Source organism: Ruegeria sp. BI11, from assembly GCF_056538005.1.
This window is the reverse complement of the sequence record NZ_JBQFSM010000007.1, coordinates 102,389-123,816: the sequence shown is the minus strand read 5'-3', so window position 1 is coordinate 123,816 and position 21,428 is coordinate 102,389. Positions and strand designations below refer to the sequence as shown.

General features: G+C 58.5%; 18 protein-coding genes. 10 read left to right on the top strand and 8 right to left on the bottom strand.

The features are described from left to right. Positions 1-26: 26 nt before the first annotated feature. The 5 genes from ACR0DT_RS15915 to ACR0DT_RS15895 form a co-directional block, all read right to left on the bottom strand. Positions 27-1,991 carry a beta-galactosidase gene (locus ACR0DT_RS15915; RefSeq protein ID WP_480711702.1) on the bottom strand — a complete coding sequence of 655 codons (1,965 nt, stop codon included), beginning with the start codon at positions 1,989-1,991 and terminating at the stop codon, positions 27-29. Next, positions 1,988-3,631, bottom strand: coding sequence for an amino acid ABC transporter permease (locus ACR0DT_RS15910; protein ID WP_480711701.1), 1,644 nt, complete (start codon positions 3,629-3,631; stop codon positions 1,988-1,990). Before ACR0DT_RS15910 ends, ACR0DT_RS15915 begins: the two co-directional genes overlap by 4 nt. Positions 3,632-3,696: 65 nt before the next feature. Continuing rightward, positions 3,697-4,446 carry a basic amino acid ABC transporter substrate-binding protein gene (locus ACR0DT_RS15905; RefSeq protein ID WP_480711700.1) on the bottom strand — a complete coding sequence of 250 codons (750 nt, stop codon included), beginning with the start codon at positions 4,444-4,446 and terminating at the stop codon, positions 3,697-3,699. A gap of 22 nt (positions 4,447-4,468) precedes the next feature. Beyond that, on the bottom strand, positions 4,469-5,515 hold the full coding sequence (locus tag ACR0DT_RS15900) for a LacI family DNA-binding transcriptional regulator (protein WP_480711699.1): 1,047 nt from the start codon (positions 5,513-5,515) through the stop codon (positions 4,469-4,471). Beyond that, complete coding sequence (locus ACR0DT_RS15895; RefSeq protein WP_480711698.1) at positions 5,515-6,267, bottom strand: sugar phosphate isomerase/epimerase family protein; 753 nt, start codon at positions 6,265-6,267, stop codon at positions 5,515-5,517. Before ACR0DT_RS15895 ends, ACR0DT_RS15900 begins: the two co-directional genes overlap by 1 nt. Positions 6,268-6,472: 205 nt before the next feature. On the opposite strand from ACR0DT_RS15895, the gene ACR0DT_RS15890 reads away from it, so the two are divergent. The 5 genes from ACR0DT_RS15890 (at position 6,473) to ACR0DT_RS15870 (ending at position 11,111) form a co-directional block, all read left to right on the top strand. After that, positions 6,473-8,572 carry a family 1 glycosylhydrolase gene (locus ACR0DT_RS15890; protein ID WP_480711697.1) on the top strand — a complete coding sequence of 700 codons (2,100 nt, stop codon included), beginning with the start codon at positions 6,473-6,475 and terminating at the stop codon, positions 8,570-8,572. Positions 8,573-8,610: 38 nt separating this feature from the next. After that, positions 8,611-9,537, top strand: a complete 927-nt coding sequence (locus ACR0DT_RS15885) for a carbohydrate kinase family protein (RefSeq protein ID WP_480711696.1) — start codon at positions 8,611-8,613, stop codon at positions 9,535-9,537. A 16-nt stretch (positions 9,538-9,553) separates the two neighbouring features. Beyond that, the gene (locus ACR0DT_RS15880) at positions 9,554-10,225 is read left to right on the top strand and encodes a D-lyxose/D-mannose family sugar isomerase (protein WP_480711695.1); all 672 of its coding nucleotides are present in this window, start codon (positions 9,554-9,556) and stop codon (positions 10,223-10,225) included. 144 nt (positions 10,226-10,369) lie between these two features. Beyond that, positions 10,370-10,627 (top strand): hypothetical protein, encoded by a 258-nt coding sequence (locus ACR0DT_RS15875; protein WP_480711694.1) that lies wholly within the window; start codon positions 10,370-10,372, stop codon positions 10,625-10,627. Between the two features lie 10 nt (positions 10,628-10,637). Beyond that, entirely contained in the window at positions 10,638-11,111 is a 474-nt protein-coding gene (locus ACR0DT_RS15870) for a hypothetical protein (protein WP_480711693.1), read from the top strand. Positions 11,112-11,114: 3 nt separating this feature from the next. Here the strand turns inward: ACR0DT_RS15870 and ACR0DT_RS15865 are convergent, their stop codons facing one another. The 3 genes from ACR0DT_RS15865 to ACR0DT_RS15855 are packed head-to-tail and all read right to left on the bottom strand — an operon-like array spanning position 11,115 to position 16,082. Further along, a complete protein-coding gene (locus tag ACR0DT_RS15865) occupies positions 11,115-12,287 on the bottom strand; it encodes an acetate/propionate family kinase (protein ID WP_480711692.1) in 1,173 nt (390 codons plus the stop codon). Next, positions 12,280-13,674, bottom strand: coding sequence for a bifunctional enoyl-CoA hydratase/phosphate acetyltransferase (locus ACR0DT_RS15860; protein WP_480711691.1), 1,395 nt, complete (start codon positions 13,672-13,674; stop codon positions 12,280-12,282). Before ACR0DT_RS15860 ends, ACR0DT_RS15865 begins: the two co-directional genes overlap by 8 nt. Continuing rightward, positions 13,671-16,082, bottom strand: a complete 2,412-nt coding sequence (locus ACR0DT_RS15855; protein WP_480711690.1) for a DUF3141 domain-containing protein — start codon at positions 16,080-16,082, stop codon at positions 13,671-13,673. Before ACR0DT_RS15855 ends, ACR0DT_RS15860 begins: the two co-directional genes overlap by 4 nt. Before the next feature lie 287 nt (positions 16,083-16,369). Here ACR0DT_RS15855 and napF point away from each other — a divergent pair, with 287 nt between their 5' ends. From napF to napH, 5 genes are read left to right on the top strand one after another with little or no spacing between them, the layout of a single operon-like run. After that, a complete protein-coding gene (gene napF, locus ACR0DT_RS15850; protein ID WP_480711689.1) occupies positions 16,370-16,885 on the top strand; it encodes a ferredoxin-type protein NapF in 516 nt (171 codons plus the stop codon). After that, entirely contained in the window at positions 16,882-17,175 is a 294-nt protein-coding gene (locus ACR0DT_RS15845; protein WP_480711688.1) for a chaperone NapD, read from the top strand. The genes napF and ACR0DT_RS15845 overlap by 4 nt, the downstream gene beginning before the upstream one ends. Further along, positions 17,172-19,664 (top strand): nitrate reductase catalytic subunit NapA, encoded by a 2,493-nt coding sequence (napA, locus tag ACR0DT_RS15840; RefSeq protein ID WP_480711687.1) that lies wholly within the window; start codon positions 17,172-17,174, stop codon positions 19,662-19,664. The genes ACR0DT_RS15845 and napA overlap by 4 nt, the downstream gene beginning before the upstream one ends. Positions 19,665-19,691: 27 nt before the next feature. After that, complete coding sequence (gene napG / locus ACR0DT_RS15835) at positions 19,692-20,510, top strand: ferredoxin-type protein NapG (protein ID WP_480711686.1); 819 nt, start codon at positions 19,692-19,694, stop codon at positions 20,508-20,510. Further along, entirely contained in the window at positions 20,507-21,424 is a 918-nt protein-coding gene (gene napH, locus ACR0DT_RS15830) for a quinol dehydrogenase ferredoxin subunit NapH (protein WP_480711685.1), read from the top strand. Before napG ends, napH begins: the two co-directional genes overlap by 4 nt. Positions 21,425-21,428 lie beyond the last annotated feature (4 nt).

Genomic DNA, 21,428 nt, shown 5'->3' with positions numbered 1-21,428 from the left:
ACAGACAGGAATGTGGAGCGACAAGTTTATTGATCGCGCCATATTGATACCCCGTAGGGCGGGATTTCAGCACCACCAACCAAATAGGCATGTGGGCCGTCAGGCAAAAATGACGACCCGGTTGGCCCGAAATTGAAAGCAAATCCCACCCCCCCGCGACGGGTGATCCGCAGATCTGGCCGGCAATCGGAAACGGGAAGGCCCGCCCAGCTTAACGCGTCCGATAATATGGCATGCAGCAATGGGCCACGCGGGATCATTGCCAGATAGATTGCCCGGTCCGAGCTCACAATTGCCGGGCTGCCATCCCGGTATGCGCTGCAAAAACTGGACACTACCGTTTCGCTGGCTTCGATGATTTCCCTCCAACCGGTGAAGTCATAGGTCGTTCCATCCCGCAGGCGCACCGATTCCTGCGCAAGCTCAGGCAGCGATTCCACGCGCTGGACCGTCACGCCGGTCAGGTCAGCCAGTTCCCCAGGGGCAAGATTAGGCGGAGTGTGCATGTCGGGGGTCTTGCTGCCAGCACGTGCGCCCACCAACAGTTTTGCCCCACAGTCCCGAAGTTTGGCCGCCAACTCAGACGAAATAATCATGCCTTGCGGGATAACGATCAGGACATACCCGTTCAGGTCATCCTGCGGCCCCACGAAATCCAGATCGACCCCCAGCACACGCAAACCAGTATACCATTCGCGAATGATCTGAGCGTTTGGGAAGGCATCGTCATGCGGCAGGATGTCAGCCGCCCAGATGGATTCGTAGTCCAGCAATATGGCCACCTGCGCCCGTTCTCGCGACAGCTCAGGCAGCATGTCACGCTCGGCCGCGACCTGTGCCAATTCCACAGCGGCCTGATCCGGGCTGCCGTCCGAGCGTAACAGCGCCGTATGATACTGTTCCTGTGCGAACCTGGCCTGCCGCCAGCGAAAAAACATCACCGCCTGCGCGCCATGGGCGTAGGCTGCCCAAGTCCAAAGGCGCACCATTCCATCCGCCGGTGAGGGGTTTTTCTCAGCCCAGTCCACCGGTCCGGGCTGTTGTTCCAGCACCCACATGCGCCCTTTGCCTTGCGATCGGTATAGGTCACAGTGAAACCCCTGATAATCCGGCGCGCCGGTTCGCAAATAGCGTCGCTTTTCGTCGTCAGACATGGGCGAGCCGAGCAGATTACCCAGTGGGTAACTGTCGAATCCGACGATATCCAGATCGGCGGCAACGGCATGGTGATCAAACTCGAAACTGCCCGCCATGAAATTATGAGTGATGTCCCGGCCGGGTGCGTATTGACGCAATACGTCCACTTGTTCGCGGTTGAACAGCCGCACCCGATCCGAGGAATAGCGAGCAAAATCAATAGCATGGGTCGGGTTGGGGTTGGCTACCAGCCCATTGGGCAATTCGATCTGATCAAAGCTGGAATAGACCGAGCCCCAGAAAACGGTCCCCCAGGTTTTATTCAGCGCCTCGATTGACCCGTAGCGATCCACTAGCCAACGCTGGAACCCATCCCGCGCTGCATCCGAATAGCTGAACACCGTGTCGTGGTCGTTGTATTCATTGTCGATCTGCCAGGCGTGAACGTAAGGGTTCTGACCGTACCGGCGAGCATACTCGGTGGCGATCCGGCGGGCCTCAGCCAGATAAACATTGCTGGAAAAACAATAGTGCCGCCGCGATCCGTACCCGCGCACGCGCCCGTCTGCGCCAACCGGCAGAATCTCGGGGTGGTCGTCAATCAGCCATTTCGGCGGGGCGGCGGTGGGCGTGGACATCATCACGCGCAGCCCTGCTTCTCCCAGAATATCAATCACCTCATCCAGCCAATCCCAATGGAAAACGCCGCGCTCCGGTTCGATCAGACCCCAGGTGAATTCAGCGATACGCACCCAATCCAACCCCATGCCGACCATTCGCTGTGCATCTTCACGCCAAAGCGACCGATCCCATTGTTCGGGGTAATAGCAGACGCCTAGTTCCAGCCTGCTCATCGGTCTTCCCTCGCCGTTCGGCGTTCGATCCACTTCAGGAAACTGGCGCAGCCCAGCGTGATCACCACGTAAAGGATCGCCGCCGTATTGAATGGCGCGAAGGGCAGGAAGCTGGCCGCCTGAAACTCACGCATCCGCTGGGTCATGTCACGGACAGACAGAATCGACAGCAGCGAGGTATCCTTGATCATCGCAATGAATTCATTGCCCAAGGGCGGCGTGACGATGCGCAGCGCTTGCGGTAGGATAATCAGCCGCGCAGTTTGCCAGCGCGACAGGCCCAGCGAGCCGCCGGCCTCGATCTGCCCCCTCGGAATGGCCTCGATCCCGGATCGAAATATCTCGGCCATATAGGCGGAATAGCCGACAGAGATCGCGATGATCCCACGCGTCATATTTGTCATGTCGATGCCACCGCCCGTGGCATCTTTAACCGCCCCGGCCAGAGGCAGACCAATATAGAGGATGATCACCAGCATCGGAATGCCACGGATCGTGTCCACAAAGAACTCGGCCCCGACGGCCAGCGGATGCAGCTTGTGCTGCGCGCCGCCTATCGTCAGCGTCAGCAACAGAAAGCCAAACACGGCAAAGGCCAATGCAGGATTACGGTACTGATCCGGCAGGAATTGCGTCTGCCAGATCACCGGATAGCCCTTAGTGTTGGCGCCGACCGGGACAAAGGCGCCCGACACGCTGTCGACTGTTTCGATCTGTTCCACCGCACTGGCAGCGTTCGGGGCGCTGCGGATACGGTATTGCTGATCTTCACCGCCTTCGAATTCACCAAACCGGATGATGTCGGCCTGCGCCTGCGGAGTACCGCGTACGATGGCGATGCGGGCGTCCAACGTGCCGATAAGTTCGTATTCCACCTGCGGCTGCATGAAAAAAAACGCCGATATACCCAGCAGAGCCAGGCTGACACAGCCATAGGCAATCGTCGTGCGCGCCTTGGGCTTAAACGATTGCAGCCCGACCCAGATCAGGCCCAGAATGGCGGCGAAGATATAGGCGAAGATGGCGGCGCGAAAGGTGATGGCAACTCCGGTAGCAAATTGCCAGTGCGCCATGAACATCAAATAGAACAGCGCCGCCCCGGTCAGGATTTCAAACCCAAGCTGGGCAAACCCCTGCGTTTTGGCGGGCAAACGGCCCGACAGAAGAATACCGGCAATCACAACCGCATAGATCAGCAACAAGACCTGAAGGCCGGTTTCAACTTGATCAACTACCTCTGGAAGCAGCACCCAAGTTTGCGAGGATCGGTCGATCAGGGTCGAGGTATTTTCGCTGAGCGCATGAAAGAAAACAGACTCGGCAAATGGCATCAGCACTTTCGGCGCGACGAAACCCAAGACCGCCAGCGCCAACGCTGCGGGTAAGGCCCCCCATGCCGAGATACGCAGCCAGCCCGGCGCGATTGGGAACCGGGCATTCCGGGCGCAGAGATACCCCAGAATGGCCACCACCAGAACCAGCAGGAACCCGACAAAAATCGGCCCTGCATTATTCCCGATCCCGAGAATGGCAATCAACGAGCGCAGATATTTCGATGAGGTTGCGAACAGGTAGATAATGAACGGGGCCGCGGCGAGCAGAACAAGATTGCTCGGGCGGATCGAGCTGAGACGCTTCATGGGACCTCACAGTAAACATGTGGCCCGGTCACCATGGGTACCGGGCCAATACGGGTCAGACCGGGTTACTCGGTGCCCCAGTATTTGCCGACCAACTTGTCCAGCGTTCCATCCGCCTTGATCGCCGCCAGCCCCTCGTTGATGGCGTCGACTGTAGCATCGCCTTCTTGAAACACGATGCCCAGCGGGTCGGATTGCAGGCCAGTAATGCCCACGGTCAGCTCACCCGCGAACTCCTGTTCATAGGCTGCGGCCGATGTCCCGTCGATTATAACACCCTGCACATCCGCGTTTTGCAGCGCCAGGATCGCGGCCGAGAAGTTGTCATACAGACTGACATTCTCGCGCCCGACCAGCTCTTCGGCCAATTGCGCGTTGGTGGTGCCGGTCTGTGCGGCCAGTTTCTGACCACCAGCTTTGAAATCCTCAAGCGTCATGTCCCCGTTGTCGACCTGCAACAGGATGGCCTGACTGACCACAATGTAGGGTTCCGAGAAATCCATCGTCTCCTCGCGTTCCGGCGTGATCGACACCCCCGAGATCACCAGATCAAACTCGCCCTGCTGAAGCGCGGCAAAGATGCCATCCCACGCGGTGTTGACGAAATTCGGGACGCAATTGACCCGTTCGCAGATCGCATTCATCACATCCACATCAAAACCCACGATCTGACCGGTCGACTCGTCAACGGTTTCCATCGGTGGATAGGTGGCGTCGGTTCCGATTTTAAGAACGCGCCCTTCCAGATCGGCGGCATAGGCCACGGGGGCTGCCATTGCGATCAGGGCCGCTGCGGCCAATAGATTTTTAAACATCTTCAAGTCCTCATTTGTTGGTTTATGTGGTGGGTGCCTTTTGCGGCGCGGGGGTGTCAGGTTGGCGCTCGATTAGCGTGGCCCTGATCTTTTTCTGGGTCTCAGACGGGTCAGCCCCGTCCAAAGCTTTCAACATGTACTCGCCCAGCAGGCGACTGGTCTCTTCAATGGGCACATAATACGTGCTGGTCGGTGGTACGAAGTAACGGCTGAGTTGCAGATCATCGGTCGAAATCACCACCATATCCCGGCCAATCTGCACACCGGCAGCGTGGGCTGCGGACAATACGCCAAGCGTCATCGCTTCATTCGCGCAGATACAGGCTGTGGGGCGATCTTCCAGCTGCATCAAAGCCTTAAAACAAAGCTGCCCGGTGCGGGCGGTTGTGGGGCCGTTGAATATCAGCGCCGGGTCAGGCGTAATGCCGCCATTGGCCAACGCCTGCTCGTATCCGGTTTGGCGCTGTGCGGCATAGATCAACTCGGGCGGGGGGTTCACCAGCGCAATACGCCGGTGCCCCAACCCCACCAACCGCGCGGTGGCATCAAACGCAGCCGCCTGACTGTCGAAATCGACATAGGCGTGGGGCGTCTTGCTGTCGCTCATGCCCATGGTCACAAAGGGAAAGTCTTGTTGCTGCAGAAAGGCAATGCGCGGATCATCCTGCAACGTGCCCGAGAAGATGACACCATCGGCCAGCCCGTCCTGCACAATCCGGGCCAGATTGGTCATTGCATCAGGCAGGTCGGCCACGTTGAACACGGACATCTCGTATCGCGATTCCTGCAAGGCCGCCGAGATACCGGCCAGAATACGAGTGAATTCTACTCCTTCCCATTCCTCTGCCGCATCTGGTGACACGCTGACCAGCACCGCAATGCGGAAGGATTTGTTGGTGCGCAGCTTCAACCCATCCATATTGACGCGATACCCCAGCCGGGCGGCGACAGCCTGAATCTTTTGCCTCGTGTCTTCGCGGACAGACGCCGCCCCGCGCAGCGCGTTCGATACGGTGCCGACTGAATAGCCGGTTTCCCTAGCAATCGACTTGATCGTTGCGCGCGCCATTAGCCGAACTCCGAAGACATCTGGCCCAGCAGGAATTCCCGCCCGATCTGCAAGGTTTCGGAGTGATTTGGTGCCTCGTCATGTTCGACAAACAGGTCGGTGCAGGGGCTTTCATCGAGGTCACGTAAAATCCGCGACCAATCCACAACCCCCTGCCCCAGATTGCGCCAGCGATCATCACCCTGCCCCGCAACCGGGTCCGCATCCTTCGCATGTACCGAGATGATCCGCCCCGCGTATCGCCGTAGCACCACTGCCGGGTCGGGCACAGAGACGGCAAGCCACCCGATATCAGGCTGCCAATACAGCGCGTCATGCGCCAGGATCAGGTCCAATGGCGTTTCTCCGGCCTCGCCCACTAGGTCGAAATCATGATTGTGATAGGCCAGACGTACACCCTGACCGGCCAATCGTACTGCCAAGCAAGAGAGCTGATCCGCTACAGCCTGCCATCCTGCAGTCGTAGCGGGGCGGGCTTGTGGTGCCAGCCACGGCATCACGGCAACCGGACAATTCAAAAGGTCCAGCAGGGTTAGAATATCCTCAATCCGAGTTTCGAATTCCTCCCAATCGAAATGCGCCGACCGCACGGTTAGACCCGACTGCGCCACCTGTCGCGCCATTTGTTGGGGGGGTAGATCGTGAAAGCCAATCGTCTCGACATCCGCAAAACCGCAAGCACGGACCAGATTCAGCTGCGCTGCAAAATCCCCGCACTGTCTGACGGTATAAAGCTGTGCCGAAACTCGCATTTGCTTAATGGATGACTCCCATTGAAACGTTTCAATTACGTTGAAACAGCGATACCCCTTTTGTCAAGATTTACCCCTTGAGGGCTAGTATTTCGCCGGAAGAGCTGACAAAACACACTGAATCACAAATGATACCGCTAACATCTAGAACGTATCGGGCCGAACTGATAGTTGGCAGCTCACCCGGCGCAAACAGGTTCTGACCATGGATTACACCCGCTCAGATTTTCCAAAGGATTTCCTCTTTGGCGTGGCAGACTCTGCCCGGCTGGCCGAGCGGCAATTCGATCTGGTGCGTGATGCCGGGTTTGATTGTTACAGGTTTTCGATCAATTGGGCCCAGGTTCTGCCCGAGGGGCGCGGTGAGCCGAACCAAGAAGGGCTGGATGGCTATGACCGCCTGGCCGACGCACTGTTAGAGCGTGGCATCCGCCCTTGTGCAACGTTGTATCAGGGGGAACTGCCCGCGGCGTTGCAGGATCTCGGGGGATGGCGAAACCGAGATATCGCCGGGTGGTTCGCGGATTACACCGAGGTCATCATGGAGCGCATCGGTGATCGTATTTACAGTGTTGCGCCGATCGACGCTCCGGCACTCGTGCGCGGATTGTACGATCCTTCAAGCCAAGCGTTCGACCCACGCGATATCCGAGCTGCAGCCCGCGAAATGCATCACGCTCTGCTGGCTCATGGTCACGGTATCGAGGCGATGCGAGGGCTGGGCATGACCAACCTTGGTGTTTTGTTCGATCAGGCAATGGCTGCCCCATCAAACCCCGATCTGTTTGACAACAACCCAAACCGCTTCTTTCTGGCGGGCGTGTTTAACAGGACCTACCCTGCGGCCGCTCTGGAAGCACTGGAGCCTCATCTGCCCACAGGCTGGCAGGACGATTTCGAAACCATAGGTGCTCGGGTCGATTGGTGTGGATTGCGCTTTGGTCCTCACAGTAAATCCGCTGCCGACCTAACCTGCCAACTGAGCTGTATTCAGCAAGACTACACGAAGGACTTACCGATTTTTGTCACCGAAAACGGCGTGACGAACTCGGAACAGCCACTAAAGGACACACGGATTATTGACCTAAACCAACAACTGACGGCATTGCAGGGCGCGTTGAAACAAGGTGTCCCAGTTGCAGGGTTTTTTGCCCAGTCTTTGCTGGATCATGACAATTCGGCCCAGGGCCGTGAGGAGCTGATAAACGCGGGCGACACAGGTTCCATCTCACCAGATGACAAAACAATGGGGTTGTATCGAACCCTCATACCTTCTCTTTCGGATGGGGCTGTTTCCTTACCTCTGGCACAACCAGCCGGGGCTATGCGCGCGCACTGGAACCTTGTGGCTGATATTGGAGGCACCAATACGCGCCTGGGCGTGATCGCAGAGGGAGACCTGACCGAACTGCGCAAGTATCCAACCGGCACCCTGCCCCAGATGCTCGAAGCCTTTCACGCTCTGCGGGATGAGATCGGCACCGATCCGCGCGCCGTAGTGGCCGCTGGAGCAGGGCCAGTGAAAGACGGAACCATCCGTCTAACAAATGCAAAGCTGAATCTGTCAGAGGATGATATCGGCAAGGCCACCGGCGCACAGCATACATTTGTGATCAATGACTTCACTGCCGCCGCATGGTCAGTGGCCGAAATCACCGGCGAGGATGTCGAGGTATTGCAAGGCGCCGCGGCCCCTCCACCCGGCACGCGCCTGGTAGTGGGTCCAGGCACTGGTCTTGGCGTCGGGGCGCTGTTGTACTCCGACGGCCGATATCACACCGCATCCGGAGAAGGCGGTCATATCGGCCTGTCGCCGCGCCATGAGGATGAGGTCGAGATTTTCAAAGCCGCGCGCCATGTTGCTCCGGAATGTTTCTTTGATGACACTCTGGTGCTTGAAGCGGAGATGTTCCTCAGTGGCACTGGCCTGCCGATCCTTTATCGCGCGGCCGAATTGGCCGCCGGTCGGACCGCCACGCCAAAGCGTAGCGCGAAAGACATTCTCGAAGATGCCCGCGCACAATCCGATCCAATCGCAGAGAAAGCCGCCCATATGTTCACCACACATTTGGGCGCAGTCATGGGTGATCTTGCTGTCGTGCTGATGCCTTTGGGGGGCGTGTTTCTTGTAGGCGGGGTGGCCGAGAAAAACCGCTGGCTGTTCAAAGATGCCTTCCGCGATGCCTTCAACGCAGGCGGACGGTTCAGCGATTTGCGGCGGTCGATGAGTTTGTATGTTTCGGAACAGGACGAATTTGGCATTGTTGGCGCTAACAATTTCTGCAAAAGTGCGCTCGCGCGTTAAACTAGCCACCTGATCCTATAAAACAGAAAGGACCCGGCATGATCCTGTGCTGCGGTGAAGCCCTGATCGACATGATCGCTACCCCAACGGTTTCGGGCGAGGCAGGCTTTGTGCCTCACTCCGGCGGCGCGGTATTCAACACCGCCATTGCGTTGGGTCGGTTGGGGTCTCCTGTTGGCCTGCTGACCGGGCTGTCCTCGGATATGTTCGGAGAGCAGCTGGCCGATGCACTGCAGGCCAGCCACGTGGATGCAAGCCATGTGATCCGGTCGGATCGACCTACGACGCTGGCCTTTGTGCAACTGAGGGACGGGCACGCCTCGTACAGCTTTTTCGACGAAAACTCGGCCAATCGTATGCTGATGCCTGAGGATATGCCGGATCAGTTGCCCGCAATATCAGCACTGTATTTCGGAGGGATCAGCCTGGCCTGTGAGCCCTGCGCCGACGCTTATGCCGCGTTTCTGGACCGGCAAGGCGCAGATCGGGCGGTGATGATTGACCCGAACATTCGGCCGGGCTTCATCAGGGATCAGACCCGGTATCGCACCCGACTGAACCGGATGATCGCGCAGGCAGATATTGTAAAGGTCTCGGATGAGGATCTGGATTGGATCATCCCCGGGCCAGAAAGCATCTCTGAGAAAGTGCCGCTATTACTGCAGGCCGGACCCGCCGTGGTTATCGTGACCCGCGGCAGCGACGGCGCGTCGGGCTATCTGAAGGACGGGTCCGAAACGTCGGTCCCTGTTCGACCGGTTCAGGTGGTCGATACCGTCGGCGCAGGTGACACGTTCAACGCCGGAGTGCTGGCCGAGCTGGAGCGCGGCGGACACCTGACCAAAACCACTCTGCGCGCACTGACCACCGAAACCCTGCGCGCGGCTCTCGCCAAAGGCGCTGAGGTTGCCGCAATCACCGTTTCCCGCGCCGGCGCCAACCCGCCCTGGGCGCACGAACTTTGACACCCAAGAGACCCAAATGAAACGTTCAGACATCAACGCCATCAAAACCGAGGCCGAGGCGTTTATTCGATCCTTCGGCGCAGTCCTGCCCCCCTTTGCCAATTGGTCCCCCGACCAGATGCGCGGCGACAAAGCCGCCGGCATTCGCGAACGCGGGCTGGGCTGGGACATTACCGATTACGGGCAAGGCCGCTTTGATGAGTTGGGCCTGTTCCTATTCACCTTGCGCAACGGCGATGTGGGCGATCTGAATAATGGCCGAGGTATGCTGTATGCCGAAAAGCTGTTGGTGTCTCGGGACAAACAACTGTCGCCAATGCACCGCCATATCATCAAAGCCGAGGACATCATCAATCGCGGTGGTGGTGATTTGGTGATGGAGATTTATGCCTCGGACGCACAAGGTGGCACCGACCGCGACAATCCCGTTGTCGTGCCCAGCGACGGCAGCCCCGTCACGATCCAACCCGGCGAGTTACTGCGCCTGAAACCCGGCGAAAGCGTCACCCTAATGCCCGGCATATGGCACGCCTTCTGGGCCGAAAAGGGCGATTGCCTGATTGGCGAGGTCTCGACTGTCAACGACGACCGCACAGACAACGTATTCGAAGACCCGATCCCACGCTTTGCAACCATTGAAGAAGACGTTGCGCCGGATTTCTTGCTGGTCGCGGATTACTATACCTGAAACGCGGATTTCAGGCTGATAGGCCCCTAGAATGACAAGTCCCTTTTCTTAAACCGGAAAAGCGCATTAACATGGTTCGGGAAACCGAAGGTGAGGTTGCCGCCTCTGACCCTCGGGCGCAACAACTGTAAGGGGACCAGTTCCATGGTCACGAAAGCCGAGCTTGAAGCCCAGGTTGCCGACCTGCGCCGCCAACTGGCCGAGCAATCGGCGGCCAATGAACACGCACCTGCGCCGGAGCCGCACGATACAGTGGCCGACAAGATCGCCGAGAACATCGACAACTGGACCGGTCAGCTTGAAGAGGCACTGACCGAGCTGGAGGATCTTCCCCACAAAAGGCCGATCCTGTTTGCGCTTGGCATTTTTACGCTTGGCTATCTGCTAGGCCGGTCCCGGTAGGAGCCTAATCATGAGCCGCATTTCCCGCAATATCTCAATCATTCTGCGCGCCGAACGGCTGATTGCTCAACGCCACGTTGCCGTGGCCGTCAGGCGCACCGGTTTCTACGCCGCGGCAGGACTGGCCATGGGTCTGGCTGTTATCATGCTGAACGTGGCCGGGTTTTTCTGGCTGTCCGCGACCCTGTCCAAACCGCTGGCCGCGCTGATCATGGCGGGGGCCAATCTGCTGTTGGGCGTGATCCTGGTGCTGCTGGCCAACACGCAGAACGCGCAGGCAGATACGACGGCGGCGGTCGAACTGCGGGATATGGCATTGATGGATATCGAGACCGAGGTCAAAGACACTCTGTCCGACGCGCGCAATACGGTAACGGGCATCCGCCGCGACCCGCTGGGTGCCCTGACTCCAGATATCATCAGCGCCATTCTGAGCACGTTGTTAAAATACGCCAAACGCCGCAAAGACAAACCCAAAGAATAGCGGCTATTGCACCATCCGGGCCGCGGCGCGGGCGATTACCATCTCTTCATGCGTAGGGATTGCCAGAATACGGACGCGGCTAAAGTCGGTCGACAGAACCGTGCCGTTATCGGCATTTCTATTGTGGTCCATCTCAATCCCGATCCAGCGCATCCCTTCGCAAACCCGCTGACGGATCAGCGCCGCGTTCTCACCGATCCCGCCGGTAAAGACCACGGCATCCAACCCCTCCAGCGCTGCGGACAGAGCACCTAGTTCGCGCCGGATACGGAACACGTAATAATCGATTGCCTTGCGCGCTTCGGGCGTTTCGGCAGCCAGCAGGGTACGCATGTCCGATGACATTCCCGACAGACCCAGCAGACCGGATTTGCGATAGAGCATGTCGGCGATTTCATCAGCACTCATCCCTTCCTGCTGCATCATGTACAGCACGACCCCTGGATCCAGCTGACCACTACGCGTTCCCATCGGCAGGCCGTCCAACGCGGAAAAGCCCATCGTGGATGCCACGGCCCGGCCGCCAGACACAGCGCACATCGACGCGCCATTGCCCAAATGCGCGATGACCACGCGGCCATCATAAAGGCCCGGCGCTATCTCTTTCAGCTTTTGGGTGATGTAGTCATAACTCAGGCCATGAAAACCATACCGGCGCACGCCCTTGTCGTAATAGCTCTGCGGCAAAGCGAAGGTATCGTTGACCCAAGGATGAGTACGGTGGAACGCGGTGTCGAAACAGGCGACCTGAACAGTGTCCGGAAAGGCCGCGCTTGCAGCACGGATACCGGCCAGGCTGAAGGGTTGGTGCAGCGGCGCAAATGGAATGAACCCGGCCAGAGTATCCAGAACCTTGTCGTTGATCCGCACCGGTTCGGAATAGACCGGCCCCCCATGCACAACCCGGTGGCCGATAGCACGGATGCTGATGTCCGGCAGGTATTCGCGCGTCATGTCAAGGAAGGCCTGGATCGCCTCGTCATGGCCGCGGGTGTCGGTCAGCGGCTGGTTGATCGAGCGGCCACCCGCAGATTCCGCAAGCAGTCGCGGCGCATCCCCCAGACGTTCTATCTGGCCGTGCCAGCGCATACTGGGGCGATTGCCTTCGACCAACTCATACAATCCAAATTTCAGTGAAGAAGACCCGGCGTTCAGCGCCAAAACATGGTCAGCCATTAATTTTACCTTTGTTTGCCTGCGCATGCAGCGCCGCCACTGCACATGAAGCCAGCCGTGAGGCATCATCATCCGCTCGTGAAGTCAGAATGATCGGGGCGGCGGCACCCACTACGATCCCAGCCGCCTCGGCATGGGAAATGTAAGTGAGCTGTTTAGCAACCATATTACCCGCTTCGATATTCGGGGCCACAAGGATATCCGCCGACCCGGCGACCGCAGACTTGATGCCCTTTGTACGCGCTGCCTTAAAATCGACCGCGTTATCCATCGCCAGTGGGCCATCGACCAGGCCGCCGGTGATCTGGCCCCGTTCGGCCATTTTCGACAACAGCGCCGCATCCACAGACGAGGGCATGTGCGGGTTGATCGTCTCAACCGCCGACAACACGCCAACCTTTGGTGTTTCGATCCTGAGGGAATGTGCCAGATGGATGGCATTCTGCACAATGTCTGCCTTTGTCTCGAGGTCCGGGGCAATATTCACCGCCGCATCCGTCACCATGATGGGTCGTGAAAAGCCCGGCACGTCCATCACAAACACATGCGACAGGCGACGGCCCGTTCGCAGGCCCCGCTCCCGTCGCAGAACTGCCCGCAGCAAAACATCGGTGTGCAGATGCCCTTTCATCAGGGTTTGCGCCCTACGCTCAACCACCAGGTCCACCGCCCGATGGGCGGCGTTTTCGTGGCTGCGAGCTTCCATAACTTCGATATTCGACAGATCAGCCCCCAGATCGGCGGCGGCAGCAGCGATCTTGTCAGGGTCACCCAACAGGATCGGTGCGATAATACCCTTGGAATGCGCCAGCAACGCGCCACCCAACGCGTTCGGCTCTTCTGGGGCGACCACTACCGTAGGCATTGGGTCCAGCGGCTTTGCCTTTGCGATCAATGCGTCGAAATGACGATGGCGCTGAACGATCAGGCCAGGAACTTCGACCGAGTCAAAGGCCAGATGTTTGGCCGGGGGCGTCACCAGCACCTCACCACTAAGGATCAGGGCATTGTCGCCCACACGGTGCACTTTGGCAGCACAAAGCAGATCGCCATCTTCTCGCTTTTCCGTCACGGTCAGCGTTGCGGTCACCTCATCATCTGCAAGAACCGGCGCATGAAAAGACAGGTTCGCCGACCGTGCCTGCGTCCCGGCGCCGGGCAGAATATTGCCCAGGATTGCCGCTATCAGACCGGCAGGCCACAGAGCCGGGGCCACTGCCTCGGGGTGGCCATCGCCGTCACCATCATATCCGGCCAGATGCAGCGGGTTATGATCGCCCGAGGCCGAGGCAAAGGCATAAAGATCATCGACCGTGCACAAGCGCGTCACCTGCGCCACATCCCCGACATTGATCTGCGCGTAGGTGCGATTTTCCGTTATTTTCATTTCTGTTTGGCCTTATTCGCAGCAGCCGACCTGCGCCCTTTTGGTTTAGCCCGAGTATCGTTTTTCTGTTTAATCTCAGCAAGGTCAAGCGTGTCGTACAGTTCCTGCGCCATCTCGACAAGCTCAGGCGAAGGGTTTGGAATGTCGCCCAGAATACGCTTGAGCAACTCTACCGCCTGCTTTCTGTCTGCGACGTGCGGCAACAGGTCCGGCAACGTGTCGATCGCACTCTGTTCGTCAAAGGTGACGATCACAGTCTGTTCGCGCAACATGCGTTGGCGATGTTCGACAGAGAGGTCCTTGAATGGTGCCTCATGTTTAAACACATGGGCCCAGCGATGCAGAATCTCGGCCCGAAAGCTCTGGTTGCTCGAGGCCAACAAAAGCAACAACCGGATCACGGCCTCGGGCAACCCGCCTTGTTTCATATGGGCTAGTGCCGCCTCAACCTCGGGCAGGGCCTTTAGGGTCTCGGGATCTGGCAAGGTTCGGTGGGCCGCGTTATTCTTGCCGAACCACGTGGCCAGAGGACCACCCCACAGCGCATAGAACATCCCCTCATACCAAGCATCGCGCAGGTCGCGGCTCAGATCCATGGCCTGTTCGATCCAATCGGCGGTCCGCTTTTCCATCTCAAGAAACGGGTTGTCAGGTGCCGCCGGGGCGCGATGTTCGCGCGCCATCTCGGCCAACTGCTCAACGCCCTTCATCACCGGGCTAGTTGAGGACATCGCTGCCCGCTGAACGCGCAGGGGGTGAAGATCGCGCAGAGCCTTAGCGCCCATCTGTGTTGAAACGGACCGCACGAAAGGACGCCCGAAGGTTTCATAGGCATTCGCCTGCACCTCGGACATATGGGCGACTGCGGCAAAGCTGGCCTCGTCCTGCTGACCGTCGTCCAAAGCTGCCAAATCCTCAAGAGTACGATCGTAGAACCGAACCTCGAACTGTTTGTCCTGGCCTTCACCTTTGGTGTTTTCGATCACCATTTCGTAAAGCCCCGGTGCCATCGCCTCGACCGTTTCCAGTGTCGACGCCAGTTCGGTATGTTCTTTACGCGCCACTTTGGACGAGACGAAAATGCCCAGATGGCCAACCTCATCATGCAGCATATAGATGATCCGCTGACCTCGTAGACGGATCTCCTCTTCATCGGCGTAGGTCGCCGCAATCCAGTTCAGCGCCTGCTGGGGCGGGGTGATGTTGTCGCCTTGGCTGGCAAAGACAAAGATCGGGCCTTTGACCGCCTTGATATCGATCGGCACACCCGGTTCCAACTGTGCGGTGTTCTTGATCAACCTGTTGCCGACGAAAAGCTGCTCGACGATCCAATGAATCTCAGCTTCGTTCAACAGGAAATAACCGGCCCACCAGCGCTCGAAATCAATGAAACGTTTCCGTCCCCCATCCGGGTCGCGGTAGAGGTCGAAATACTTACCGAAATAATTCCGGCTGGGGTTTAGCTGCTCAAAGTTCATCACCAGATTGGCACCATCGAACGTGCCCGCGCCCACGTCCGACCAGAACATTGGCTGCCAGGTGCCACCCAGAACACCGGCATTATAACGCATCGGATTTTCGCCCACCTCACCGGACCACGGCGCAATGGGGGCTCCGTTCAGGATTAGCGGACCGGTCAGATCAGGATTACAGGCCGCCATCAGCAAAGTCGCCCAGCCACCCTGACAATTGCCCGTCACGACAGGCTGCGGGCTGTTGGGATGCCGCGAGCGGACAGTGCGCACGAACCCGGCCTCGGCATGCATGACGTCGGCCAGGTTTTGCCCCGGCACCGGATCCCGTCCGAAACTGACGAAATAGACCGGGTGACCTTTGGACAAGGCAACACCAACCTGACTGTCTGGTTTGAAGCCACCGATCCCGCCGCCGTGGCCGGCACGCGGGTCGATGATAATATAGGGACGACGAGTATCATCAACTATCACACCCTCGGGCGGCAGGATGCGCAGCAATTGGTAATTGCAGGGTCGTGTCAGGGTCGCGCCGTCAACGATAACCTCGTAATCATAGATCAGCACCGGCGGACAACCTGCAGCTTCATGTTCCAGAAAAACATCTCCGCGTTCGCGCAGCGCGTCCAGGGTCAGAACCACACGCTGGGTGGCGTCTTTCAGATAGGTCGCCCAATCTTCGACCACCGATTGCGAACGTGCAATACGCTGCGAGACATCGGCAAAACCCTGTATCAGGTCGCGGGTACGCTCTGCATGAGTTTCAGCAATCCGCGTTGATTGCAAACGGGCGGACCGGGACAACAGGGTCCACTGTATGCCGCAGCGATCGAGCGCCCGCGATACAATATCAACCGTTCGGTCCTGAACCTCAGCCGCGTTTTCGGCCATCTCGGACCCAATTTTCAACGAGGTCTTCTGCGCATTGGTCATCATGAGCCTGTCCTCTGAGCGATGATAAATTGCCCGCGCCCATCCTTGCGTTTTGCCATTCGGCGAGTCGATTTCTGCGGCGCAGAATAGTTTGTTTCGAAGTGAGACTCAAACTTAACTCTGTACCCCACCCCGCATTTCGGACGGCTCCCGACGGCTTCAACTTCCGGGCGAAGTTCAAAAAGGCGAAAAATAAATGTTTCAATAATGATCTGAATCAAAATTCATCACATTCAAATTCGCTATTCGGATAACCTAGTCAGGGAATCAAGCGCGTACAGTCCAGCCATATGAGCCAGATGACCAGCCGTCGGGCGTTTCTAAGCGCCAAAGTACTTCGGGAGGACAGCAGTATTGTCCGTCCTCCGGGATCACGTGTGTCGGGATTTCTGGATCACTGCACCAAATGTGGCGACTGCGTCGAAGCCTGTCAGGAAATGGTAATTGCCGTCGGTCAGGATGGTTTCCCGGTATTTCAACCCAGTGAGGATCCTTGCACGTTTTGCGGCAATTGCGCTACGGTATGTCCGACAGACGCTTTACAAGTCGAACGCCTGCCGGATTGGCCTTGGCGCGCGGCGATCGAGACATCCGCGTGCCTGTCCATGAACGGGGTCAGCTGCCGCGTCTGTCAGGATAATTGCGAACAGAATGCCATCCGCTTCAGGTTGCAACTAGGCGGTCTGGCCGAGCCTTCGCTGGATGCCAAAACCTGCGTTGGGTGTGGTGCCTGCGTACCCTCCTGCCCTGTCAATGCCATCGCGCTTGACCGTCAGCCCACATCTCAAACGGAAGCTATACAATGAATATTTGCGGTTGCCTTGTACATATCGTCCCTGACCAAGCTGAGGCCGCAGCGCAAACGATGCGCGACACCCCGGGCGTCGAGGTACATGCCCAGGCCGAAGACGGTCGTTTCGTCGTCGTCGTCGAAGATACATCCGATCACCTTGCGTCTGAGATCATCATGGATCTGCATCAGATCCCCGGAGTGGTCTCGCTGACGCTGACTTATCACCATTTCGAGGATCTTGCGGAGGCCCCTCCGCATCCCGATGCCCCAAGCCAAACCACCAGCCGGAGGCTCACGCTATGACTACATCAGAATCTCGCCGGACTTTTCTCAAGGCCTCTGCGGCCGCTGCCACTGCATCAGCCGCAGGCATTCCTCTGGCCACCGGTCAAGCCAATGCGCAGGCCGGAGCCCCCGATATCCGCTGGGACAAGGCCGCTTGCCGGTTCTGCGGCACCGGTTGTTCTGTGCTGGTTGGTACCAAGGATGGTCGCGTGGTCGCCACGCAGGGCGACCCCGACGCACCTGTTAATCGCGGCCTGAACTGCATCAAGGGTTATTTCCTGTCCAAGATTATGTACGGCAAGGATCGCCTGACCACACCTTTGCTGCGCAAGACAAATGGCGAATATGACAAGAACGGTGAATTCGAACCGGTCAGCTGGGACGAAGCCTTCGACGTCATGGCCGCCAAGTGGAAGGAAGCCCTGGCCAACAAAGGCCCCACCAGTGTTGGCATGTTCGGTTCGGGTCAGTGGACGATCTGGGAAGGCTATGCTGCCTCTAAGCTGATGAAGGCCGGGTTCCGGTCGAACAATATCGACCCCAACGCGCGGCATTGCATGGCATCTGCCGTTGTCGGGTTCATGCGCACCTTCGGCATTGATGAACCGATGGGTTGTTATGATGATTTCGAACATGCGGACACATTCGTGCTGTGGGGTTCGAATATGGCCGAGATGCACCCGATCCTGTGGTCGCGCCTGACCGATACGCGCCTGACCAAACCGGGATGTGAAGTCCATGTGCTGTCGACCTTCGAACACCGTTCGTTCGAACTGGCAGACAATGGCATCGTGTTTGAACCACAGACCGATCTGGCGATCCTGAACTACATCGCGAATTACATCATCCAGAACAACGCGGTGAACGAGTATTTTGTCAGGAACCACGTCAACATCACAAAGACTGCCACCGATATCGGCTATGGCTTGCGCGAGACCAACGCGCTGCAACAAGAGGCAGAGAACCCGAACTCTGGCGCACTTGAGAGCATCAGCTTTGAAGAATACGCCGAAGCAGTAGCGCCCTATACGCTGGAATACACCTCGGAATTGTCGGGCGTTCCGGCGGATAAGCTCGAAAAGCTCGCGCAGCAATACGCGGACCCGACCCGTAAGGTTATGAGCCTTTGGACCATGGGCTTCAACCAGCATACCCGCGGATCTTGGGTGAACTCGTTGATGTATAACGTGCATCTGCTGGTGGGTAAGATTTCCGAACCCGGCAACTCGCCCTTCTCGCTAACAGGTCAGCCATCAGCCTGCGGAACTGCGCGTGAGGTCGGCACCTTTGCCCACCGCCTGCCCGCCGACATGGTGGTAGCGAATGATGAACACCGCGAGATTTGCGAAACCGCGTGGAATATCCCCGAAGGCACCATTCCACCCAAACCCGGCTTCCACGCAGTTCTGCAGCACCGCAAGCTGAAAGATGGCGAGCTGAACGCCTATTGGGTGCAGTGCAACAACAACATGCAGGCCGCGCCTAACATCAACGAAGAAGGCTATCCCGGCTATCGCAACCCAGAAAACTTCATCACGGTGTCCGACCCCTATCCGACAGTCACCGCCGTTTCTGCTGACCTGATCCTGCCCACCGCCATGTGGGTCGAGAAGGAAGGCGCTTATGGCAACGCCGAACGCCGCACCCAGTTCTGGCGGCAGCAAGTGCAGGCCCCGGGTGAGGCCAAGTCCGACCTGTGGCAACTTATGGAATTCTCCAAACGCTTCACCGTCGAAGAAGTCTGGGGCGAAGAACTGCTGGCCAAGATGCCCGAGCATCGCGGCAAGACCATGTTCGACGTGCTTTATGCCAACGGTAAGGTGGATCAGTTCCCGCTGTCTGAGACGGCCGAAGGGTTCCACAATGACGACGCCGAACATTTCGGCTTCTACGTTCAGAAAGGTCTGTTCGAAGAATATGCAGAATTCGGTCGAGGTCATGCGCACGATCTGGCTCCGTTCGAAATGTACCATCAGGCACGCGGCATGCGCTGGCCGGTCGTGGACGGCAAGGAAACGCTGTACCGCTTCCGCGAAGGTTTTGACCCATATGTTCCCGAAGGTGCGGACGTAAAATTCTACGGCCACAAGGACGGCAAGGCTAAGATCATCTTTGCGCCCTACGAACCCGCGGCCGAAGAGCCGGATGAAGAATTTGATCTGTGGTTGTCCACGGGACGTGTGCTTGAACATTGGCATTCAGGCTCGATGACCCGCCGCGTACCGGAATTGCATCGCGCCTTCCCGTCCGCTGTCGTCTACATGCATCCGCAGGACGCCAAGGATCGGGGCCTGCGCCGCGGGCAGGAGATCGTTCTGTCGACCCGCCGCGGCGAGGTCACCAGCCGGGTCGAAACCCGCGGACGCAACAAGGTACCGCGCGGTTTGGTCTTCATGCCGTGGTTCGACGAACATCAGCTGACCAACAAGTTGACGCTGGATGCGACCTGCCCACTGTCGAAAGAGACCGACTATAAAAAGTGCGCTTGCAAGGTCGAGCGCGCGTAACCGGCCCGGATCGCGAATGTAGTCCCCATGTCTTTGGCCGGTACACCCCTCTCGCCGCAACGGCGCCGCTTCTTGCAGGATTCGGCGCGCGCGGCAGGCGGCTGCGTGGTCGCCGGGTCTTTGCTAGCCTGGCTGGCCCGCGATGCCCGTGCATTGCCGGCCGAGGCTCTACGCCCCCCCGGCGCATTGCCTGAGGAAGCGTTCCTGTCGGCCTGCATCCGCTGCGGGTTATGTGTGCGGGACTGCCCTTACGATACGCTGAAGCTGGCCGAACTTGGGGTGGATGCCGTTGCTACTGGAACCCCTTATTTCACGGCGCGCGATGTGCCGTGTGAGATGTGCGACGATATTCCTTGCGTCGCAGCCTGCCCCACCGGTGCGCTGGACCCGGGGCTAGACAATATCGACGACGCCAAAATGGGCGTTGCCGTTCTGGTCGATCAGGAAAACTGCCTGAACTTTCAGGGCCTGCGCTGCGACGTCTGTTATCGCGTCTGCCCCGTCATTGACCAAGCGATCACACTTGAAGTGACGCACGACGCCCGCTCGGGTCATCACGCGATGTTCATCCCGACCGTACATGCCGAGCGTTGCACCGGATGCGGCATGTGCGAAAAAAGCTGCGTTTTGCCTGAAGCCGCGATCAAGGTTCTACCCGAACGGCTGGCGCGCGGCAGTTCTTCGGACCACTACCGCAAGGGCTGGGAAGAAAAAGAGGCACATGGCGGCCCCCTTGTGGACGGCCTGATCGACCTGCCCGACCGTCTGCCGGGACCGGGCACGGACAATCTGGCCACTCCGGGCGGCTTCGCGCCGTCATATGACCTGCCGGGAGTGGGCCAATGAACGCACGCACGCAGATGCCCGTCGGTCATGAAGCTGTCGAAGTCAAAGGCTGGATTGGTGCGCATCGTTTTCTGTTGCTGCGCCGCACCAGTCAGTTGTTCTTTCTGGCCCTGTTCCTGCTGGGTCCCTGGTTTGGCATTTGGATCGTGCAAGGTACGTTGGCCGGGTCTCTGACCCTTGGCGTGTTGCCGCTGACCGATCCGCTCATCGTACTGCAAAGCATCATTGCCGGACACTGGCCCGAACTGACGGCACTGATTGGTGGGCTGATCGTTCTGGTAACCTATGCGCTGATCGGAGGCCGTGTCTATTGCTCCTGGATCTGCCCAATCAATCCAATAACCGATGCCGCCAACTGGCTGCACCGACAGCTGAACCTGCAGAAAGGCTGGCAACCCAAACGCAGCACGCGCCTGTGGGTGCTGGCAACGGTCCTAGTGGTGTCGGGCCTGACCGGCGTGATCGCATGGGAGCTGATCAACCCGGTCACCATGCTGCATCGCGGCCTGATTTTTGGCGCTGGATTTGTCTGGGCCATGGTTACTGCAATCTTTGTCTTTGACCTGCTCATTGCGCGCCACGGATGGTGTGGCCATATCTGCCCGGTCGGCGCTTTCTATGGACTAATCGGCAGCAAAAGCCTGCTGCGTGTCAGCGCCGGAAACCGGACGGCCTGTGACGATTGCATGGATTGCTATGCCGTTTGCCCGGAAAACCAGATCATTTCCCCCGCCCTCAAGGGCAAGCCCGGGACAACGCCACTGATCCTTTCCCCGGACTGCACCAATTGCGGTCGTTGCATCGACGTATGCGCCGTCGATGTCTTCACCTTTACTCACCGGTTCGACGACCATGTCGCCGCACCTTCCGATCCAGTTCCCGCGCCCGAGCGGCGCGCAGCCAGACCTATCTAAGGGA